Annotated in this window: 12 protein-coding genes and 1 pseudogene; 8 read left to right on the plus strand and 5 right to left on the minus strand. The window is 60.5% G+C overall.

The window, feature by feature from the left end; translation table 11 throughout:
• Positions 1-58: 58 nt before the first annotated feature.
• The 5 genes and pseudogenes from msrA to aceE form a co-directional block, all read right to left on the minus strand.
• Entirely contained in the window at positions 59-706 is a 648-nt protein-coding gene (gene msrA, locus F8N62_RS19515; protein WP_150712214.1) for a peptide-methionine (S)-S-oxide reductase MsrA, read from the minus strand.
• Between the two features lie 123 nt (positions 707-829).
• Positions 830-3,523, minus strand: coding sequence for a putative bifunctional diguanylate cyclase/phosphodiesterase (locus tag F8N62_RS19520; protein WP_150712215.1), 2,694 nt, complete (start codon positions 3,521-3,523; stop codon positions 830-832).
• 279 nt (positions 3,524-3,802) lie between these two features.
• Positions 3,803-5,196, minus strand: a pseudogene (locus F8N62_RS19525) (alkaline phosphatase D family protein).
• 270 nt (positions 5,197-5,466) lie between these two features.
• Positions 5,467-7,422, minus strand: a complete 1,956-nt coding sequence (gene aceF / locus F8N62_RS19530) for a dihydrolipoyllysine-residue acetyltransferase (RefSeq protein WP_150712216.1) — start codon at positions 7,420-7,422, stop codon at positions 5,467-5,469.
• Positions 7,423-7,433: 11 nt separating this feature from the next.
• A complete protein-coding gene (gene aceE, locus F8N62_RS19535) occupies positions 7,434-10,079 on the minus strand; it encodes a pyruvate dehydrogenase (acetyl-transferring), homodimeric type (protein ID WP_150712217.1) in 2,646 nt (881 codons plus the stop codon).
• Positions 10,080-10,463: 384 nt separating this feature from the next.
• Between aceE and glnE the strand changes: the two genes are divergently transcribed.
• The 8 genes from glnE (at position 10,464) to F8N62_RS19575 (ending at position 20,555) form a co-directional block, all read left to right on the plus strand.
• On the plus strand, positions 10,464-13,403 hold the full coding sequence (glnE, locus tag F8N62_RS19540; protein WP_150712218.1) for a bifunctional [glutamate--ammonia ligase]-adenylyl-L-tyrosine phosphorylase/[glutamate--ammonia-ligase] adenylyltransferase: 2,940 nt from the start codon (positions 10,464-10,466) through the stop codon (positions 13,401-13,403).
• 193 nt (positions 13,404-13,596) lie between these two features.
• The gene (gene waaF, locus F8N62_RS19545; RefSeq protein WP_150712219.1) at positions 13,597-14,631 is read left to right on the plus strand and encodes a lipopolysaccharide heptosyltransferase II; all 1,035 of its coding nucleotides are present in this window, start codon (positions 13,597-13,599) and stop codon (positions 14,629-14,631) included.
• A 1-nt stretch (position 14,632) separates the two neighbouring features.
• The gene (gene waaC / locus F8N62_RS19550) at positions 14,633-15,694 is read left to right on the plus strand and encodes a lipopolysaccharide heptosyltransferase I (protein WP_150712220.1); all 1,062 of its coding nucleotides are present in this window, start codon (positions 14,633-14,635) and stop codon (positions 15,692-15,694) included.
• On the plus strand, positions 15,694-16,818 hold the full coding sequence (locus F8N62_RS19555; protein WP_150712221.1) for a glycosyltransferase family 4 protein: 1,125 nt from the start codon (positions 15,694-15,696) through the stop codon (positions 16,816-16,818). Before waaC ends, F8N62_RS19555 begins: the two co-directional genes overlap by 1 nt.
• Entirely contained in the window at positions 16,815-17,621 is an 807-nt protein-coding gene (rfaP, locus tag F8N62_RS19560; RefSeq protein ID WP_150712222.1) for a lipopolysaccharide core heptose(I) kinase RfaP, read from the plus strand. The genes F8N62_RS19555 and rfaP overlap by 4 nt, the downstream gene beginning before the upstream one ends.
• Entirely contained in the window at positions 17,621-18,355 is a 735-nt protein-coding gene (locus F8N62_RS19565; protein ID WP_150712223.1) for a lipopolysaccharide kinase InaA family protein, read from the plus strand. Before rfaP ends, F8N62_RS19565 begins: the two co-directional genes overlap by 1 nt.
• Complete coding sequence (locus F8N62_RS19570) at positions 18,352-19,104, plus strand: lipopolysaccharide kinase InaA family protein (protein WP_150712224.1); 753 nt, start codon at positions 18,352-18,354, stop codon at positions 19,102-19,104. Before F8N62_RS19565 ends, F8N62_RS19570 begins: the two co-directional genes overlap by 4 nt.
• Positions 19,104-20,555, plus strand: coding sequence for a lipopolysaccharide kinase InaA family protein (locus F8N62_RS19575; RefSeq protein WP_150712225.1), 1,452 nt, complete (start codon positions 19,104-19,106; stop codon positions 20,553-20,555). Before F8N62_RS19570 ends, F8N62_RS19575 begins: the two co-directional genes overlap by 1 nt.
• Positions 20,556-20,615: the final 60 nt, after the last annotated feature.

Here is a 20,615-nt window from a genome sequence, read left to right on the forward strand (position 1 = left end):
AGGTGTACACAAAACCCTGTAGGAGCTGCCGAAGGCTGCGATCTTTTGCTTTACGGGTTTAGATCGGGCAGGTGACGCCCGTACCGCCAATCCCGCAATACCCTTCAGGATTCTTGGCCAGGTATTGCTGGTGATACGCCTCGGCAAAGTACACCGTCGGCGCTTCGTCGATTTCGGTGGTGATGGTGCCTTTGCCCGCCTTGGTCAACTCAGCCTGGAACACTTTCGCGCTGGCCTTGGCCGCGTCCAGTTGGGTCGGGTTGGTGGCGTAGATGACCGAGCGATATTGCGTGCCGATGTCATTGCCCTGGCGCATGCCCTGGGTCGGGTTGTGCAGTTCCCAGAACATCTTCAGCAGCGCTTCGTAGCTGACTTTCGCCGGCTCGTAGACCACCAGAACCACTTCGCTGTGGCCGGTCAGGCCTGAGCAGACTTCTTCGTACGTCGGGTTTGGCGTGTAGCCGCCGGCGTAACCCACCACCGTGCTGACCACGCCTTCGCGCTGCCAGAACTTGCGTTCCGCACCCCAGAAACAGCCCAGGCCGAAGATCGCAAAATCCACGTCCATGGCGAATGGGCCCAGCAGCGGTGCGTCGTGGACAAAGTGTTTTTCCGGCAGGTTCATCGGAGTTTCGCGGCCAGGCAGAGCTTGTTCTTTAGTCGGGAGCACGTTTTTGTTCACCAGAATTTCCGAGCGCAGAACCATGATCAGTCCTCTCAGGTGGGTAGAAATGTAAATAGACAGACCGCCAGTGTGCCCAATGCCGTCCAGTTACGCACTACCTCTGTGGGAGCGAGCAGGCTCGCTCCCACAGGGATTGGGGTGTGCTCAGACGATTGGCCCGCGCGGGTAGCGCTTGAGCTTTTCGATCAGCTCGGTGCCCGGGATCGGTCGGTCGAACAGGTATCCCTGGCCGACGTCGCAGCGGTGGCGCCTCAAAAACGCAAGTTGCTCGGCGGTCTCGATGCCTTCCGCCACCACCTTGAGCTTCAGGTTGTGGGCCATGGCGATCACCGCGGAGGTGATTTCCATGTCGTCCTGGTTGTCCGGGATTTCGTGAATGAAGCTTCGATCAATCTTGATGATGTCGATCGGGAATTTTTTCAAGTAACTCAGCGACGAGTAACCGGTGCCGAAATCGTCCATGGCCAGGGTCAGGCCCAGGCGCTTGAGCTGGTCGAGTTGCAAGTGCGTATCTTCGGTGGCTTCCAGCAGCAAGCCTTCGGTCAGTTCCAGCTCCAGCAAGTTCGCCGGAAGCGCTTCTTCCTTGAGGATGTTGGCGATCGACGACACCAGGTCCGGGTCGGAAAACTGCTTGGGTGACAGGTTGATCGCCACTTGCAAATTGCCCAGGCCAGCGGCGGTCAGGTCTTTGCTCATGCGGCAGGCCTGGCGGGCGATCCATTTGCCAATCGGAATGATCAGCCCGGTTTCTTCGGCGACGCTGATGAACTGGTCCGGACGGATCATGCCTTTTTCCGGATGGTTCCAGCGCAGCAGCGCTTCCATGCCCAGCAGGCGACCGCTGCGCAGGCACAGTTTGGGCTGGTAGAACACGTCCAGCTCGTTTTGCGTCAGGGCGCGGCGCAGGTTGTTTTCGACGAACAGTTTGTAACTGGCTTCGGCGTTCAGCGCTTCAGTGAACACTTGGACCTGGTGTTTGCCGTTGGCCTTGGCCTTGTGCAGGGCCAGCCCGGCGTTGCGCATCAGGGTTTGTGGGTCGCGACCGTGCAGCGGCGAACTGGCCAGGCCGACGGAGCCGGTGACGCTGATCAATTGGTTGTCGACGAACATCGGCTTGTCGAGGGTCGCCAGCAACTGATTGGCGACTTGCTGGCCGGTGGCGAGGTCGGCGTTGTCCAACAGCACGGCGAACTCGTTACTGGCGAAACGCGCCAGGCTGCCGCTCGGGATCAGGCTGTTGCGCAGGCGTCGGGCCAGGCTGATCAGCAGCTTGTCGCCGGTCTGATGGCCGAGGCTGTCGTTGATCCGCTTGAAGTTGTCGATGTCCACCAGCAACAGGCTGACCGGCGTATCGCTGTCCCGGGCGAAGCGTTCATCGAGGTTGCGGATGAATGCCGGGCGGTTGCCGAGGTTGGTCAGGTTGTCGGTGTAGGCCAGGCGCTCGATGCGCTGTTGCGCAAGTTTGGTCTGGGTGATGTCTTCGTAGATGCCGATGTAATGCGTCAGCTCGCGATTGTCGCCGTAGACCTTGGAGATCGACAGCTGACCCCAGTAGGGTTCGAGGTTTTTCCGGCGGCTCTTGAATTCGCCCTGCCAACTGTTGCTCTTGGCCAGCGCCGAGGGTGCGTCGAACAGCAGTTCGCTGAGGTTTTCCAGGGCCGGCAGTTCCGACAGGCGCTGGCCGTGGACTTCTTCGGTGCTGTACTGGGTGATCGCGGTGAAGCTCGGGTTGACGTACTCCACGACGCCGTCGCAGTTGACCAGCAGAAAGGCGTTGGCACTTTGCTCGACCGCGCGCTGGAACAGGTGCAGGGCGCTGGTGGCTGTGCGGCGGTTGTGGTTGTTGATGACCTGGGCGAACTGGTCGGCCAGCTCGCCGGCGAAGGCGATTTCGTCGGACTGCCAGGCGCGGGTCGCACCGGTCTGCTCAAGGCAGAGCACGCCGACCACCTGGCCATCGACGCGGATGCTGGCATCGAGCATCGCGTTGACATCGCGCGGGCGCAGGCTCTCGGCCATTTCCCGGGTCCGCGGATCACGAATCGCATTGTGCGCATCGATCGCGCGACTGCCGTGCAGCGCGTCCATGTAATCGGGGAAGCCGCTGATGTCGATGGGCTCCGGCAGTAGGTATTCCTGAGTCTCACGGTGATACGCCGAGATCGGCACCAGCATCGAACCTTCAAGATTCCACAGGCTGGCGCAGTCGATTTCGTAGATGTCGCAGGCGCTGCGGGTGATCAGTTCGGCGGCTTCTTGCAGGGAATTGCCGGTGCTGTAGCGCTGACGCGTCAGCAGCAGAATCAAGTCTTGCTGAGCGCGCACGCGATCCAGGTGCTGCAGTTGTTCCTGCTGAGCGCGCTGATTGAGTTCCAGGGCGATCTGCAAGCGCGAGTTCTGGGTTTCCAGGTCCAGCGCCGGTAATAGCGCCTCGCCCTCGAACAGACCGTCAACCACCAGCAGATAGCCGCGCAGCAGGTGCCGATTGTGTTGTTTGTACGCTTCGCCCATTTCCAGCAGGCTCAGGGTGCCGGCGGCGGTGTGCAGGGTGTAGCGGATCAGATAATGCGGACTGGCGGTCAGTTGCTGCTGCACGGCGTCATGCAGTTGATAGCGCGCTTCGGGCTCCATCAGGCTCGCGTAGGGGGAGCCGACCAGGGCGCAGAGTTCCACGGCCGGCAAGCCGAACTGTCGCTCGCAATTGGGATCGAGAAACAACAGCGCCCAGCTTGGTTCATTCAGCCGTTCGAAACGCAGCATGCCGAGCCGCGAGGGCACAGGCAACTGCGTCACTACCTCGGCCACCATACGGCTGGCGGCATCGGGTTGGCTTTTCATTGAGGGAAACTCGCTTCGAATGTGCTGATCGCGCCGGGCTTTCGCCCTCTTAACTGTTGCCTTCGGCAAGGTTGCATCATTGCAACACCGACTGACAAGAGACATGAAGGCCAAGTGCTATAAGAATATGTCGGCCGGGACGAAGTTTTCTTCAGCGCGGGGCGAAAAGTAAGTCGTTTGACCCCAAAAGATCGCAGCCTGCGGCAGCTCCTACGGGTAGCGCGGTCTCATGTAGGAGCTGCCGGAGGCTCGGGCCGCGATCGGACGATCTTTTTGGGCCTAACGCAATTCGATGTTTGTCGTATGCAACGGCTTACCCTCCCGATCGTGGTAATTCACCTGAATCTGCTGCCGATCGACAACCAGGCGGGCGAAGTTATCCTGGCTGATGACTTCGCTGGTCAATTCATGCCGATAATCCCCGGCGGCCGTTTGTACCAGTGGCTGATCGAGGATGAAGGTTGCCGCTTTGGCATAGGGCAGCAATTTGCTGTTGCACAGCGGTGACGAAACGATGGTGTGAACTTCGAAATCCGGATCTTCGCTGTGGGTCAGGCGGCTGGTCAGGGAGCCGTGCACATCGCCAGACACGAAGAACACGTTCTTGATGCGCTGTGTACGAATGGTCTCCAGCAGCCGTAGGCGTTGTTCCGGAAAGGCTTTCCAGGCGTCATCACCCAGGCGTTTGCGGTCGGGGTAGAACATGACACTGGTGACCACGAATTTCACCCGGGCCGGACTGTGGATCAGCCAGCTACACAAGGCCTTTTCCTGTTCTTCGTCGAGGATGCGCCGGTCGCCGGCTGCCAGATTGCGTCGGGTCCGGCTGTCGGTAACAAACCATTCAACCTCCCCGTCCGCGAATTGATACCAATAACGGTCCAGACGCCGGTTGATTGATCCGTCCTCAAGAACGCATGAGCCGGGCTGTGACTGGCTTGATATAACTCATAAGCGGCGATTGCATTGTTATATAAAAAATCGTCGTTCTGGTGTTTGTTGGTGGGCCAGTTGTCTTCGATTTCATGGTCGTCAAGGATCATGTAAGTGGGCACGCTGGACATCAACTTTCCAATATGAGGCTGGGAAAAAGCCGTGCGATATTTTTTGAGTATTTGCTGGTAATCCCGGTCGGGCGCGATGATGTTCAAGTCATCGATATATACCTGGTCGCCGGTCATCAACAACGCACTGACTGGCGGTTCCGCGCGCTGTATCAGATTCATGATCGAGGCGAAGATGCGATCCCCCAACTGCGGGAGGGAAGGGATGCCCGCGGTCATGCGCAGGTAGCGGCACGAGCCGACGACGTAGGCTCTTGGCGCGCTGTTATCACGCGATTGCGTTGTGAAACGATAGACATCCCGGGGCCATTGCAGTGGCAGTTCCTGAATCGTCTCCACGGAGTGCATCGGGCTCATGGGGCTGAACCAGCCTGCCTGGTATTCGTACTCGGTACCGGCGTCGAGGTCGTTCAAAAGGATAACGTCGGACATGTCACGAGCCGATGTCAGTTGCGCAAAGACACCTTTTGACCAACGTACTTCGCTACTGCGTCGGTAGCGAATGCCCGCAAATACCAGGGCGTTGTTCTGTTTAAGTCCCCGTAAAAAAATGCGCGCGTGGTTAGTTGTGGTGTGGCCAATAATAGGGCCGACTGTTGGTTTCAGCATGATCGAATCCATTCGATATTAAATTGAAATTTCATGATTAATTATTCAATGGTTGTTTTTAGGGTCCTGTCAGTGAGCTTAGTTATTGGGCACTATAAAATATCGAGCCGAAATGGATTCAACTTGTGGGCGATGTCTGCCACAAATGTAGGAAGCTGGTTTTAATCGGACAAAAAAAGCCCCGCCAAATGGGCGGGGTTGAGGTACGAGCGTGGCGCTCGGAAATCGTTGAACTCGACAGGCCCTCCGATGAAGGAGGGCCAGCCGGTGTTACAGCAGAATGGTGCGGATGTCCGCCAGCAGATCGCTCAGACGCTTGGTGAAGCGTGCAGCAGCGGCGCCGTTGATCACACGGTGATCGTAGGACAGCGACAGCGGCAGCATCAGTTTCGGCTGGAAGGCTTTGCCGTCCCAGACTGGCTGGATGGTTGCCTTGGAAACACCGAGGATCGCCACTTCCGGCGCGTTGACGATCGGCGTGAAGCCGGTGCCGCCAATGTGGCCGAGGCTGGAAATGGTGAAGCAGGCGCCTTGCATGTCGTCAGCGGTGAGCTTCTTGTCGCGGGCTTTGGCAGCCAGCGCAGCCGCTTCAGCCGCAAGTTGCAGCAGGCTCTTCTGGTCGACGTTCTTGATGACCGGGACCAGCAGGCCTTCAGGCGTGTCCACTGCAAAGCCGATGTTCACGTACTTCTTGCGGATGATCGCTTTGCCGCTTGGTGCCAGCGAACTGTTGAAGTCCGGCAGTTCCTTGAGCAGGTGCGCGCAGGATTTGAGCAGCAGCGGCAGGATGGTCAGCTTGACGCCAGCCTTCTCTGCAACGGCTTTCTGAGCGATGCGGAACGCTTCCAGCTCAGTGATATCAGCCGAATCGAACTGAGTCACGTGCGGGATGTTCAGCCAACTGCGGTGCAGGCTCGACGCGCCGATTTGCATCAGGCGAGTCATCGGCACTTCTTCGGTTTCGCCGAAGCGGCTGAAGTCTACAACCGGAATCGGCGGGATGCCCGCGCCGCCGGTTGCACCGCCAGCAGCGGCCGGTGCTTCCTTGGCCTTCTGCATCATGGCTTTGACGTAAACCTGCACGTCTTCCTTGAGCACACGACCGTGCGGGCCGCTTGGGCTGACCGCGTTCAGCTCGACGCCGAATTCGCGGGCCAGTTGGCGTACCGCCGGGCCTGCGTGAACCTTGGCGCCAGACTTGGCGGGTGCAGCGGCCGGAGCCGCCGGTGCCGAAGCAGCAGGTGTCGCCGCGGCTGGCGCAGGAGCGCTCGGTGCTGCCGCCGCTGGAGCCGGAGCCGCAGCAGGTGCAACGCCTTTGACTTTCAGCTTGAGAATCAGGTCGCCGGTACCGACTTCGTCATCGAGCTTGATGGAAACGCTTTCCACCACGCCAGCGGCTGGCGATGGAATTTCCATGCTGGCCTTGTCGGATTCCAGGGTGATCAGCGACTGGTCGGCAGTGACGGTATCGCCAGCCTTGACCAGCACTTCGATGATCTTGGCCTTGCCCGACGAACCGATGTCCGGGACATGAATGTCCTGAACGCTGTCGGCAACCGGAGCGGCCGGGGCTGCAGCGGCCGGAGCCGGAGCAGCGGCGGCAGGCGCAGCAGCCTGAGCGGGCGCGGCGGCAGCAGGGGCCGCAGCACCCGCTACTTTCAGCACCAGAATCAGGTCGCCAGTACCGACTTCGTCGTTGAGCTTGACGCTGATGCTTTCGACCACGCCTGCGGCAGGCGATGGAATTTCCATGCTCGCCTTGTCGGATTCCAGGGTGATCAGCGACTGATCAGCCTCGACGGTGTCGCCGACCTTGACCTGAATCTCGATGATCTGGGCCTTGCCTGCCGAACCGATATCCGGCACGTGCACTTCCTGCGCCGAAGCAGCAGCCGGCGCAGCCGCAGGAGCGGCCGGCGCTGGAGCAGCAGCCGGTTTCTCTTCGGCTTTTGCAGCCGGCGCAGCGGCAGCCGCAGGGGCCGCAGCTGCGGCACCTTCGACTTCCAGCTCGAGCAGCTCGTCGCCTTCTTTCAGGCGATCACCCAGTTTCACTTTGATGCTTTTGACGATGCCGGCCTTGGGCGCAGGAATTTCCATGCTCGCCTTGTCCGACTCAAGCGTCAGAATGCTCTGGTCGGCTTCGACACGGTCGCCGACCTTCACAAACAGTTCAATTACTTCACCTTCACCGCTGCCGATGTCAGGTACGCGAATGAGTTCGCTCACAGAGTGTCTCCTCAGCAGTCCAGTGGGTTGCGTTTTTCCGGGTCGATGCCGAACTTGACGATGGCTTCAGCCACCACCTTGGGTTCGATGTCGCCACGGTCAGCCAGAGCTTCCAGGGCTGCCAACACCACGAAATGACGGTCAACTTCGAAGAAATGACGCAGTTTCTTGCGGCTGTCGCTGCGACCGAAACCGTCGGTGCCCAGGACTTTGAATTCCTTGGACGGTACCCACTGACGAATTTGCTCGGCGAACAGCTTCATGTAGTCGGTAGAGGCGATCACCGGACCTTGACGGCCGTTCAGGCACTCTTCCACATAACTCAGTTTAGGCTTCTGGCCCGGGTGCAGACGGTTGGTGCGTTCTACGGCCAGGCCATCGCGACGCAGTTCGTTGAAGCTGGTAACGCTCCATACGTCAGCACCGACATTGAACTGTTCGCGCAGGATCTTCGCCGCTTCACGGACTTCACGCAGGATGGTGCCGGAGCCCATCAGCTGAACGTGGTGCGCCGCTTCGCGGGTGTCTTCTTCGAGCAGGTACATGCCCTTGATGATGCCTTCCTCGACACCGGCCGGCATGGCTGGTTGCTGGTAGGACTCGTTCATCACGGTGATGTAGTAGAAAACGTCCTGCTGCTCTTCGGTCATCTTCTTCATGCCGTCCTGAATGATCACCGCCAGCTCGTAGCCGTAGGTTGGATCAAAGGTGCGGCAGTTCGGGATGGTGCCAGCCAGGATGTGGCTGTGACCGTCTTCGTGTTGCAGGCCTTCGCCGTTCAGCGTGGTCCGGCCGGCGGTGCCGCCGATCAGGAAGCCACGGGTGCGGCTGTCGCCAGCGGCCCAGGCAAGGTCGCCGATACGCTGGAAGCCGAACATCGAGTAGAAAATGTAGAACGGCAGCATTGGCTGGTTGTGGCTGGAGTACGAAGTACCGGCAGCGATGAAGGAGCTCATGGCGCCCGCTTCGTTGATGCCTTCTTCGAGGATCTGGCCCTTTTTGTCTTCCTTGTAGAACATCACCTGGTCTTTATCGACTGGCTCGTAGAGCTGGCCGACGGAGGAGTAGATGCCCAACTGACGGAACATGCCTTCCATACCGAAGGTACGGGCTTCGTCCGGGATGATCGGTACGATGCGCGAGCCGATTTCCTTGTCCTTGACCAGTTGCGCGAGGATCCGCACGAAGGCCATGGTGGTGGAGATTTCACGGTCGCCCGAGCCATCCAGGATAGCCTTGAGGGTATCGAGTGGCGGCGTCGGGATGTCGAAGCTCTTGGCGCGACGCTGGGGCACGAAACCGCCCAGTGCAGTGCGGCGCTCGCTGAGGTAGCGGGCTTCGGCGCTGTTTGGCTCTGGTTTGAAGAACGGCAGGTTTTCCAGTTCTTCGTCCTTGACCGGAATGTCGAAGCGGTCGCGGAACAACTTCAGGCTGTCGACATCGACTTTCTTGGTGTTGTGCGCAGTGTTTTTCGCTTCGCCGGCACCGGTGCCATAACCTTTGATGGTCTTGGCCAGGATAACGGTCGGTTGTTCTTTGTGGTTGACCGCTTCGTGGTACGCCGCGTAGACCTTGTACGGGTCGTGGCCGCCACGGTTGAGTTTCCAGATCTCGTCGTCGGACAGATCAGCAACCATCGCCTTGAGTTCTGGCGAGTTGAAGAAGTGTTCACGCACGAACGCGCCGTCTTTGGCTTTGTAGTTCTGGTACTCGCCGTCGATGACTTCGTCCATGCGACGTTGCAGGATACCGTCGACGTCTTTGGCCAGCAGCGGGTCCCAGAAACGGCCCCAGATGACTTTGGTCACGTTCCACTGAGCACCGCGGAACACGCCTTCGAGTTCCTGGATGATCTTGCCGTTGCCGCGAACCGGGCCGTCGAGGCGCTGCAGGTTGCAGTTGATGACGAAGATCAGGTTGTCGAGCTTCTCGCGGCCAGCCAGCGAGATCGCGCCCAGGGATTCCGGCTCGTCGCACTCGCCGTCGCCCAGGAAGCACCAGACTTTTTGCTTGCCTTCCGGAATGAAACCACGGGCTTCCAGGTACTTCATGAAACGCGCCTGGTAGATCGCCTGGATCGGGCCCAGACCCATGGAAACAGTCGGGAACTGCCAGAAATCAGGCATCAGCCAAGGGTGCGGATAGGACGACAGGCCCTGGCCGTCGACTTCCTGGCGGAAGTTGTTCATCTGGTCTTCGGTGATACGGCCTTCCATGAACGCACGGGCGTAAACGCCTGGCGAGGTGTGACCCTGGAAGTAGATCAGGTCGCCGCCGTGTTCGTCGGTCGGGGCCTGGAAGAAATAGTTGAAGCCGATGTCGTACAAGGTTGCGCTGGAGGCGAAGCTGGAGATGTGACCGCCCAGGTCAGAGTCTTTCAGGTTCGTACGCATCACCATGGCCATCGCGTTCCAGCGAACCAGCGAGCGAATGCGGCGTTCCATGAACAGGTCGCCAGGCATGCGTGCTTCGTGGGTCACGGGAATGGTGTTGCGGTATGGCGTGGTGATGGCGTAAGGCAATTGCGAACCGCTGCGGGTTGCGAGTTCGCCCATACGGGTCATCAGATAGTGAGCGCGGTCTTCGCCTTCTTTGTCGAGAACCGATTCCAGGGCGTCCAGCCATTCCTGGGTTTCGACGGGATCGAGGTCTTGCATGGCTTGCTCCAGGGCGGAAAGGCTTCCAGAATCGGTTGCCTGAGTTTGCGACTGGCCTTGTGGGCAGACGATATAAATTCTTGGATTGCCGAGTGGTAGGTTCCGGCGGCGTGTAGTTTTACTACAAATCATCCGGCATTTCAGCTATCCGAATGTATATACGAGTAGTAAAACTACAGATGAGCGGCTTGTGGCCTCCGGCTGCGTTGTGAGAATAATCGTTAAGGTTGGTCTTTTGCCAACCGAAAAAGGTGAAAGCTTGATGCTGTCTGCCAAAAATGAAGAAATTTCAGCTATTTCTAACCTTTGTTCGACAGTCGATCACGTAGTGCGTTTTGAAAATTCACTACATGCAGCCCTCTACACGCCGATCAAGGATAGACCATGAGCCTCCCTTCGCTTGTCGAACTGCCCGGCATTCTTCTGCCGTTTGTCACCCGTGCCGAGCAGTCGTTCCGTGCGGCCGTCGAGGTGCTGGATGAGGATCACGGGCTGTCGGCGTGGACGCCTGATCGCTGGGCGCAATTCGCCCGCGTCACTGCCGCCAGCGACTTTGTCATTGAACAGAGTGTGCGCGACCCTTTGATGTTGCTGTCGCTGGTGCAGTCCGGCGAACTCGATCGCGGTTTGGCCCCCGGCGAGTTGTGCGGGCAGATCGCGGCAGCGGTGAATGCGGCCGAAACCGAAGACGAGCTCGGTCGTGCCCTGCGCCGTCAGCGCACCCGTCAGCAAGTGCGGATCATCTGGCGGGACCTGACCCGTCAGGCTGATCTGGTCCAGACGTGCCGCGACCTCTCGGACATGGCCGATGCGAGTATCGATCAGGCCTATCAGTGGTTGTACACGCGCCACTGCCAGCAATACGGCGTGCCCACCGGCCGACGCAGCGGCGAGCCGCAGCAGATGGTCATCCTCGGCATGGGCAAGCTCGGCGCGGTCGAGTTGAATCTGTCGTCGGACATCGACCTGATTTTTGCTTACCCCGAGGGCGGCGAAACCGTCGGCGTGAAGCGCTCGCTGGATAACCAGGAATTCTTTATCCGGCTCGGCCAGCGCCTGATCAAGGCGCTGGACCCGATGACGGTCGATGGATTTGTGTTCCGCGTCGACATGCGTCTGCGCCCTTACGGCTCGGCCGGCGCCCTGGTACTGAGCTTCAACGCGCTGGAGCAGTATTACCAGGACCAGGGTCGCGACTGGGAACGCTACGCGATGATCAAGTCGCGGGTGGTGGCCGGCGATCAAGTGGCAGGCGCGCAGTTGCAAGACTTGCTGCGCCCGTTCGTTTACCGGCGTTATCTGGACTTCTCGGCCATCGAAGCGCTGCGCACCATGAAGCAGTTGATCCAGCAGGAAGTGCGGCGCAAGGGCATGGCCGACAACATCAAGCTCGGCTCCGGCGGTATCCGCGAAGTCGAATTCATCGCCCAGGCCTTCCAGCTGATCCACGGCGGTCGCGACCTGAGCCTGCAGCAACGGCCTCTCCTTAAAGTCCTGAGCACGCTCGAAGGTCAGGGTTATCTGCCGCCGGCGGTGATCAGCGAGCTGCGCGAAGGCTACGAATTCCTGCGCTACACCGAGCACGCAATTCAGGCGATTGCCGATCGCCAGACGCAGATGCTGCCGGACGGAGCGCAAGATCAGGCGCGCATTGCCTTTATGCTGGGCTTCGCCGATTGGGACGCCTTTCATGAGCAGCTTATGTACTGGCGCGGGCGAGTGGCCTGGCATTTTGGCCAGGTGATCGCCGACCCTGACGAAGAAGAAGGCACCGAGAGCGAAGTGGTGGTGGGCGGTGAATGGTTGCCGCTGTGGGAAGAAGCACAGGATGAAGAGGCCGCGTGTCGCCAGTTGGAAGAGGGTGGTTTCGCCGATGCCACCAAAGCTCTGAAAGCCTTGGCCGGCCTGCGCGCCAGCCCGCAACTGCGGGCGATGCAGCGGTTGGGGCGCGAGCGTCTGGATGCCTTTATTCCACGCTTGCTGGCGCAGGCGGTGGAGCACGCCAATCCGGACCTGGTATTGGAGCGCGTGCTGCCGCTGGTGGAGGCGGTGGCGCGGCGTTCCGCGTATCTGGTGTTGCTGACGGAAAATCCCGGCGCGCTGCGACGCTTGCTGACCCTGTGCGCGGCGAGCCCGTGGATCGCCGAGCAGATCACCCGCTTCCCGCTGCTGCTTGACGAATTGCTCAATGAAGGCCGCCTGTTCAAGCCGCCCTTGGCGCCAGAACTGGCCGCCGAGTTGCGCGAGCGCCTGACACGGATTCCCGAAGACGACCTCGAACAGCAAATGGAAGCCCTGCGCCATTTCAAACTGGCGCACCGCCTGCGCGTGGCCGCGTCGGAAATCGCCGGCAATCTGCCGTTGATGAAGGTCAGCGATTACCTGACCTGGCTCGCCGAAGCGATTCTCGAACAGGTGCTGGCACTGGCCTGGCGCCAGACCGTGGCCAAATACGGCACGCCGCTGCGCAATGACGGCACGTTGTGCGATCCGGGCTTCATCATTGTCGGTTACGGGAAAGTCGGCGGGCTGGAACTGGGGCATGGTTCAGACCTGGACCTGGTGTTCATCCACGACGGCGATCCGCAGGCGGAAACCGACGGCCCGAAACCCATCGACGGCGCGCAGTTCTTCACCCGGCTTGGGCAGCGGATCATCCACTTGCTCACGGCGCAGACCAACTCGGGGCAGCTGTATGAAGTGGACATGCGCCTGCGTCCGTCCGGCGCGTCGGGTTTGCTGGTGAGTTCGCTGGGGGCGTTTGCCCGTTATCAGGAAAACGAAGCCTGGACCTGGGAACATCAGGCGCTGGTGCGGGCGCGGGTGCTGGTGGGCAGCCGCGATGTTGGCCAGGCGTTCGAGAAGGTTCGCGCGGCGATATTGGGCAAGGCCCGGGACCTGCCGACCTTGCGTCAGGAGGTCAGCGAGATGCGCGCGAAGATGCGCGATAACCTCGGCAGCAAGAGCACCGCGGCCGGTACCGGGGCAAATGCCTTCGAGGCCACGGCGCCGTTCGATCTCAAGCAGGACGCCGGAGGTATCGTCGATATTGAATTTATGGTGCAATACGCGGCCCTGGCGTGGTCCGAAACACACCCGCCATTGCTGCGCTGGACCGACAATATCCGCATTCTGGAAGAGCTGGAACACGAAGGGTTGATGCCCGCCGAAGACGCCAGCCTGTTGCGCGAGGCCTATAAAGCCTACCGCTCCGCCGCCCACCGGCAGGCCTTGCAAAAGGACCCGGGGGTGATACCGGGCGACCAGTTTGCAGACGAGCGACGGCAGGTATTGCGGATATGGGGTGAGCTGGGACTAAGCTGAACGGGGGTAGTTGATACGCCAATTTCCCCTGCAGGAGCGAGCTTGCTCGCGATGAAATTGAAAGCGCCGCAGGGTGCCAGACTTGTCGCGTTATCGTTAACGACCATCGCGAGCAAGCTAGCTCCTACAGTTGATCTGCAGTGATATGTAGAAGGGGAGGCGTATGCCTCCCCGGTTCGTTTTTGGAAACCACATGAAAATTCTGATCGTTGGGCCCAGTTGGGTCGGTGACATGGTGATGGCACAGACACTGTTTCAGTGCCTGAAACAACGCCACCCGCAATGCGAAATCGACGTGCTGGCCCCCGAGTGGAGCCGGCCGATTCTTGAGCGCATGCCCGAAGTGCGTCAGGCCTTGAGCTTTCCGCTCGGCCACGGTGCCCTCGAGCTGGCAACGCGTCGGCGCATCGGCAAATCCCTGGCCGGGCAGTACGACCAGGCGATCCTGTTGCCCAATTCCTTGAAGTCGGCATTGGTGCCGTTCTTCGCCGGCATCCCCAAACGCACCGGCTGGCGTGGCGAATTTCGCTACGGCCTGTTGAATGACGTGCGCACGCTGGACAAGGAACGTTACCCGCTGATGATCGAGCGCTTCATGGCGCTGGCTTTCGAACCCGGCCTTGAACTGCCCAAACCTTATCCGCGCCCAATCTTGCAGATCGATCCGGTCACCCGCGAAGCGGCTCTGGCCAAGTTCGGCCTGACCCTGGACCGCCCGGTATTGGCGCTGTGCCCCGGTGCCGAGTTCGGCGAATCCAAGCGCTGGCCGTCCGAGCATTACGCCAAGGTCGCCGAAGCGAAAATCCGCGAAGGCTGGCAAGTCTGGCTGTTCGGTTCGAAAAACGATCACGCGGTGGGCGAAGACATCCGCGCGCGCCTGATTCCGGGTCTGCGTGAAGAATCGGTGAACCTCAGTGGCGACACGTCCCTGGCCGAGGCCATCGATCTGCTGTCCTGCGCTGACGCGGTGGTGTCCAACGATTCCGGGCTGATGCACGTCGCGGCGGCGCTGAACCGCCCGCTGGTGGCGGTGTACGGCTCGACATCGCCGGGCTTCACCCCGCCTTTGGCCGAGCACGTCGAAATCGTGCGCCTGGGCATCGAATGCAGCCCGTGCTTTGATCGCACTTGCCGTTTCGGTCACTACAACTGCCTGCGCCAGCTCATGCCGCAAGCGGTGAATGAAGCCTTGCAGCGGTTGCAAGGCACTGCGGTCGAGGTCCAATAGTTTGCGGGTACTGCTGATCAAGACATCTTCGCTGGGCGACGTGATCCATGCGTTGCCGGCGTTGACCGACGCGGCGCGGGCGATCCCCGGCATCACGTTCGACTGGGTGGTGGAAGAAGGCTTCGCCGAGATTCCGACCTGGCACCCGGCCGTGGGCAAGGTGATTCCGGTCGCGATCCGGCGCTGGCGCAAGAACATCTGGCAGACCATCAAGAGTGGCGAGTGGAAGCGCTTTAAACAAAGCGTTCGCGCCACGAAATATGATCTGGTGATTGACGCCCAGGGCCTGCTTAAAAGCGCGCTGCTCACCCGTTATGTCAAAGCACCGGTCGCCGGCCTCGATAAAGGTTCGGCGCGGGAGCCGATCGCTGCGCGTTTTTATGATCGGCGTCTGGCGGTTGCCCGTGGTCAACACGCGGTGGAGCGAGTACGTCAGTTGTTCGCGATCGCGCTGGGCTACGACTTGCCCAAGGGCCTGGGCGACTACGGCCTGAACGTCGAACGTCTGGTGGAGCTGCCGCGCAAGAACCCTTACGTGCTGTTCCTGCACGGCACCACGTGGGACACCAAACACTGGCCGGAAGCCTATTGGCGCGAGCTGGCCGAGCGCGTCGGCTATCTGGGTGTCGGCGTCAAACTGGCGTGGGGCAATCCGGCCGAAAAGGCGCGGGCCGAACGCATCGCCAAGGACATGCGTCACGTTGAAGTGCTGCCGAAACTTAACCTGGCGGGTGTTGGCAAAGTGCTCGCCGGTGCGCAAGCGTGCGTGGCGGTGGACACCGGGCTCGGGCACCTCGCCGCCGCCCTCGACGTGCCGACCCTGTCACTGTTCGGCCCGACCAATCCGGGCCTGACCGGCGCGTATGGCAAGGCGCAGATTCACATCGCCAGCGATTTCCCCTGCGCCCCGTGCCTGCAAAAGAAATGCACTTATCAACCGACGGCCGATGATGCCCGCCGGTTCGACCTGAAACGCGAGTGGCCGCTGTGCTTCACGCGTCTGAATCCCGAGCGTGTCGCGACCCGACTGAGCACGTTGTTACTGGCTGAGGAGCTGCGCTGATGCAATTGGCATTCGTCCTGTACAAATACTTTCCGTTCGGCGGCTTGCAGCGCGATTTCATGCGCATCGCCCTGGAGTGTCAGCAGCGCGGCCATCAGATTCGTGTCTACACGCTGATCTGGGAAGGCGACATTCCACCGGGTTTCGAAGTGCTGGTCGCGCCGGTCAAGGCGTTCTTCAACCATCGGCGCAACGAGAAACTCAGCGAATGGATGGAGGCCGATCTGGCCAAGCGTCCGGTTGACCGTCTGATCGGCTTCAACAAAATGCCCGGCCTGGATGTGTATTACGCCGCCGATGGCTGCTTCGAAGACAAAGCGCAGAACCTGCGCAACTCGCTGTACCGTCGCTGGGGCCGCTACCGGCACTTCGCCGAGTACGAGCGCGCAGTGTTCGCCAAGGACGCCAAGACGGAAATCCTGATGATTTCCGAGGTCCAGCAGCCGCTGTTCATCAAGCATTACGACACGCCGCTGGAACGCTTCCATTTGCTGCCGCCGGGCATCTCTCAGGACCGTCGCGCGCCCGCCAATGCTGGCGAGATTCGTGCTGAATTCCGTCGTGAATTCAACCTCAAGGACGATGACCTGTTGCTGGTGCAGATCGGCTCCGGGTTCAAGACCAAAGGCGTGGATCGCAGCCTGAAGGCGCTGGCCGGGTTACACCCTGAACTAAAGCCGCGCACGCGATTGTTTGTAATTGGCCAGGACGACCCCAAATTATTCCAGGTGCAGAGCGCCGCACTGGGGCTCGGCGACAACGTGACGTTCCTCAAGGGCCGCAGCGACATTCCGCGTTTTCTGTTGGGTGCCGATTTGCTTATCCATCCGGCGTATAACGAAAACACCGGCACGGTGTTGCTCGAAGCCTTGGTGGCCGGATTGCCGGTACTGGTGAGCGCGGTTTGTGGTTACGCCCATTACATCTCCGAGGCCGACGCCGGCCTGGTGCTGGATGAGCCCTTCGATCAGGCGCAGCTGACGCAATACCTGACCGGCATGTTGAACGACGCAAACGCACGCACGGCATGGAGCCGCAACGGTCTGGCCTTCGCCGAGAGGGCCGACCTCTACAGCATGCCGCAGCACGCGGCCGATGTGATTCTGGCGGAGCACGCTCAATGAAATTGATTCTGGATGAACCGTTCAAGAGCCTTTGGGCCGGGCGCGATGCGTTCGCCGAAGTCGAAAGACTTGAGGGCGAGGTTTACCGGGAGCTGGAAGCGCGCCGCACCTTGCGTACCGAAGTGAATGGCCACGGTTATTTCGTCAAGATTCACCGTGGCATCGGCTGGAGTGAAATCTTCAAAAACCTGCTGACCGCCAAGTTGCCGGTGCTGGGCGCCGGGCAGGAGTGGAAGGCCATACAACGTCTGCACGAAGTCGGCGTTCCGACCATGACCGCTGTTGCCTACGGCGAGAAGGGCAGCAATCCGGCGGACCAGCACTCGTTCATCGTCACCGAAGAGCTGGCGCCGACCGTCAGTCTCGAAGACTTCAGTATCGACTGGGTCAAGAACCCGCCGGAGCCAACACTCAAGCGTGCCCTGATCGCCGAAGTCGCGCGCATGACTGGCATGATGCACCGCGCCGGGGTCAATCACCGCGACTGCTACATTTGCCACTTCCTCCTGCACACCGACAAACCGGTGACGGCGGACGATTTCAAGCTCTCGGTCATCGACCTGCACCGCGCCCAGACCCGCCCGACGATCACCCAGCGCTGGCGCAACAAGGATCTGGCGGCCCTGTACTTTTCGGCGCTGGACATCGGCCTGACCCGGCGTGACAAACTGCGATTCCTCAAGGGTTATTTCCAGCGCCCCCTGCGCCAGGTCCTCGGCGAAGAAGCCGGTTTGCTTGCCTGGCTCGAAGGCAAGGCCGGCAAACTCTACGAACGAAAACAGCGATACGGGGATGCGCTCTAATGTCTGGTTGGACACTGGAACCTGCCTACAGCGATCTGGCTGAGGATTTCGGCAGCCTCGAAGCGGTGTTTGCCCTTCAAGGCGAGCAGTTGACCCGTGACCCGTTGTCCGAAGTCGTCCGGGTTCAGCGCAAAGGCGTCAACTATTACGTCAAGCGCTACGTCGGCGCGGGTAAAGGCCTGCGCCGCTACCTGGGCAAACCCCGGGTAAAAGCCGAGTGGCAGAACCTCAAGCGTTTTGCCAAGTGGGGCATTCCCACCGCTGAGGTGGTGGCCTGGGGTCTGGAGCGGCGTGGCGCGACCTATGATCGCGGTGCGCTGATCACCCGTGAGCTGCCCAATACCGAAGACTTGAATGCCTTGGCTGAGCGGCGAGACCCGAAACTGACGGATCGCGCCTGGGTCGATCACGTCAGTCAACAGTTGGCCGGTTTTACCCGGACCATGCACGACCACCGCTTCACCCATAACGATTTGAAATGGCGCAATCTGTTGATCGACGATCAGGCGCAACTGTTCCTGATCGATTGCCCTAACGGTGATTTCTGGCGCGGCTTCTGGCTCAAATATCGCATCACCAAAGACCTGGCGTGCCTGGACAAAGTGGCCAAATATCACTTGTCGGCCACCCAGCGCCTGCGCTTTTACCTGCAATACCGCCAACGGACCCGGCTCAATGCCGCCGATAAAAAACGGATTCGGCACGTGGTGAGATTCTTCGAGGGACGCGAATGACTGATTTTCTGGCCGCTGACGACCGTGCGCTACTGGAGCGTCACGGTCTCGGCAACTTCGATGCACTCTGGGCCCGGCAGCTCGAGGCGGTGGATGAACCCAACACTGCGCGCGGCGGCTGGAGCAGTGTGTTTCGGCTGGATCTCGAAGGTCACGGTTTTTACCTCAAGCGCCAAAGCAACTATCAGATGCACACCTTGCATGCACCCTTTGGCGAGCCCAGTTTCGCCCGGGAATTTCGCAACATCAGCCGTTATGAAAAGCTTGGTGTTCCGGCGCTGAAGGCGGCGTTCTTCGGTGAGCGCAAGGTCGATGGCGAAGTGCGGGCGATTCTGCTGACCCGCGCGCTGGACGGCTGGGACGACCTGGATTCGCTGTTAAAGCGCTGGTCAGACCTGAGCCCGGCGCAGCACTCGGCCATTTTGCAGGCGTGCGGGCAACTGGCTCGGCGTCTGCACGGCGCACGTCAGGTGCACGGATGTTTCTACCCCAAACACATTTTCCTGCAGGCCACCGGCGACGGTTACGCCGCTCAACTGATCGACCTGGAAAAAACCCGGCCGCTGCTGTTCGGTCGGCGTGACCGGGTCAAGGATCTGGAACCCTTGACCCGCCGCGCACCCCAGTGGAGCGAGGCGCAGTTGCGCGAGTTGTTGGCGACCTATCTTGATCAGGCGCGGGACAGTTCGCTGGTCGACAGCTGGCTGACGCGTTTGACCGCGCGACGCAGTTACAAGAGGGCGAGCTGATGCGTTTGTCCGAACTTAAAAGCGCGGGTCGCAACCCGGGCTTGCCGCTGAGCGTATCGCTGGCGGACGCCGCCGGACCTGCTCAATTGCAGTTGCTGAGCCTGTTGCGGGTGTTGCCGGGTCAGCGTTATGTCGGTGCCGGCGTCTGGCGTGGCCGGCCGGTGCTGGCCAAATTATTGGTCGGCAACAAGGCGGCGCGGCATTTTCAGCGGGAGTTGGACGGTGTGCGTCTGCTCGCTTCCCAAGGGCTGACCACGCCACAGCTGCTTGCCGATGGCCTGAAAGAGGGCGAGGGTGGTTGGCTGCTGTTCGATTTTCTCGAGGGCGCCGAGAGCCTCGGTGACACCTGGAAGCAGGTCGAGCATTTGCCGGTGCTCTCCGATGGGCAAGGGGCCGTTCTGGCCGAGGCGTTGGGCGCCATCGGCCAGATGCATCGCAAGGGGCTGTGGCAGGAAGACTTGCACCTCGATAACTTGCTGCGTCAGCGCGGTCGGCTGTATTTAATCGACGGTGCCGGAATCTGCGCGGAAACCCCGGGCAAGCCGCTGTCGCGGCAGAAAGTCCTGGAAAATCTCGGCGTGTTTTTCGCCCAGTTGCCCAAGTCGCTGGAGCCTTTCACCGAAGAATTGCTGGTGTATTACCTGTTGAGCAATGGCGAGCATGCCTTGCCGATGGAGGCGTTGCAGAAGCAAATCGACAAGGTGCGCAGCTGGCGCCTCAAGGACTTTCTGATCAAGGTCGGCCGCGAATGCACGTTGTTCAGCGTGCAGCGTGGCGCGTTCGGGTTGCGCGCGATTCGTCGCGAGGAAGAGGCGGCCATGCTGCCGGTGCTGGAGCAGGCTGATGGACTGCTTGATCGGGGGCATCTGTACAAGACCGGCGGCACGGCGACTGTCGGCCTGGTCGAAGCAGCCGGCCGCGCGCTGGTGATCAAACGCTACAACATCAAAGGGTTTGCCCACTGGCTCACGCGCTTCTGGCGCCCGACACGCGCCTGGCACTCGTGGCGTGAAGGCAATCGGCTGGCATTCCTCGGGATCGCCACGCCGACCCCGTTGGCACTGCTGGAGAAGCGTTTTCTTGGGTTGCGTGGTCGGGCTTATTTGGTCACCGAGCACCTGCCGGGGCCGGACATCATCGAACGGTTTGCGCCGTACATTGAGAGCGGTGAAGCGCCGGAGACTGAGCTGGTGGCGCTGGATCATCTGTTTGCGCAACTGATTCGCGAGCGCATCAGCCACGGCGATTTCAAGGGCCACAACCTGTTCTGGGACCGGGATCGCTGGGCGTTGATCGACCTCGATTCGATGCGCCAGCACGCTTCACCCGGCAGCTTCGCCCCGGCGTATGCGCGAGACCGGGCGCGCTTCATGCGTAACTGGCCGGAGAGCAGTGCGCTGTATCAGGTCATTGATCAGCGGCTCCCTAAAGATATCTCCAGCGCAGTCTGAATCGTCTTCGTCGGAACGCCGCTCCCACAGGGAAATGCATTTCAAATGTGGGAGCGAGCC

The organism is Pseudomonas fluorescens (assembly GCF_902497785.1).
Classification (GTDB): domain Bacteria; phylum Pseudomonadota; class Gammaproteobacteria; order Pseudomonadales; family Pseudomonadaceae; genus Aquipseudomonas; species Aquipseudomonas fluorescens_BO.

Bases quoted from the DNA above. Each gene is read 5' to 3' on its own strand.
- waaF (WP_150712219.1), top strand. From the start codon at position 13,597: ATGAAAATTCTGATCGTTGGGCCCAGTTGGGTCGGTGACATGGTGATG.
- rfaP (WP_150712222.1), top strand. From the start codon at position 16,815: ATGAAATTGATTCTGGATGAACCGTTCAAGAGCCTTTGGGCCGGGCGC.
- F8N62_RS19570 (WP_150712224.1), top strand. From the start codon at position 18,352: ATGACTGATTTTCTGGCCGCTGACGACCGTGCGCTACTGGAGCGTCAC.
- F8N62_RS19565 (WP_150712223.1), top strand. From the start codon at position 17,621: ATGTCTGGTTGGACACTGGAACCTGCCTACAGCGATCTGGCTGAGGAT.
- glnE (WP_150712218.1), top strand. From the start codon at position 10,464: ATGAGCCTCCCTTCGCTTGTCGAACTGCCCGGCATTCTTCTGCCGTTT.
- aceE (WP_150712217.1), bottom strand. From the start codon at position 10,079: ATGCAAGACCTCGATCCCGTCGAAACCCAGGAATGGCTGGACGCCCTG.
- msrA (WP_150712214.1), bottom strand. From the start codon at position 706: ATGGTTCTGCGCTCGGAAATTCTGGTGAACAAAAACGTGCTCCCGACT.
- F8N62_RS19520 (WP_150712215.1), bottom strand. From the start codon at position 3,523: ATGAAAAGCCAACCCGATGCCGCCAGCCGTATGGTGGCCGAGGTAGTG.
- F8N62_RS19575 (WP_150712225.1), top strand. From the start codon at position 19,104: ATGCGTTTGTCCGAACTTAAAAGCGCGGGTCGCAACCCGGGCTTGCCG.
- F8N62_RS19555 (WP_150712221.1), top strand. From the start codon at position 15,694: ATGCAATTGGCATTCGTCCTGTACAAATACTTTCCGTTCGGCGGCTTG.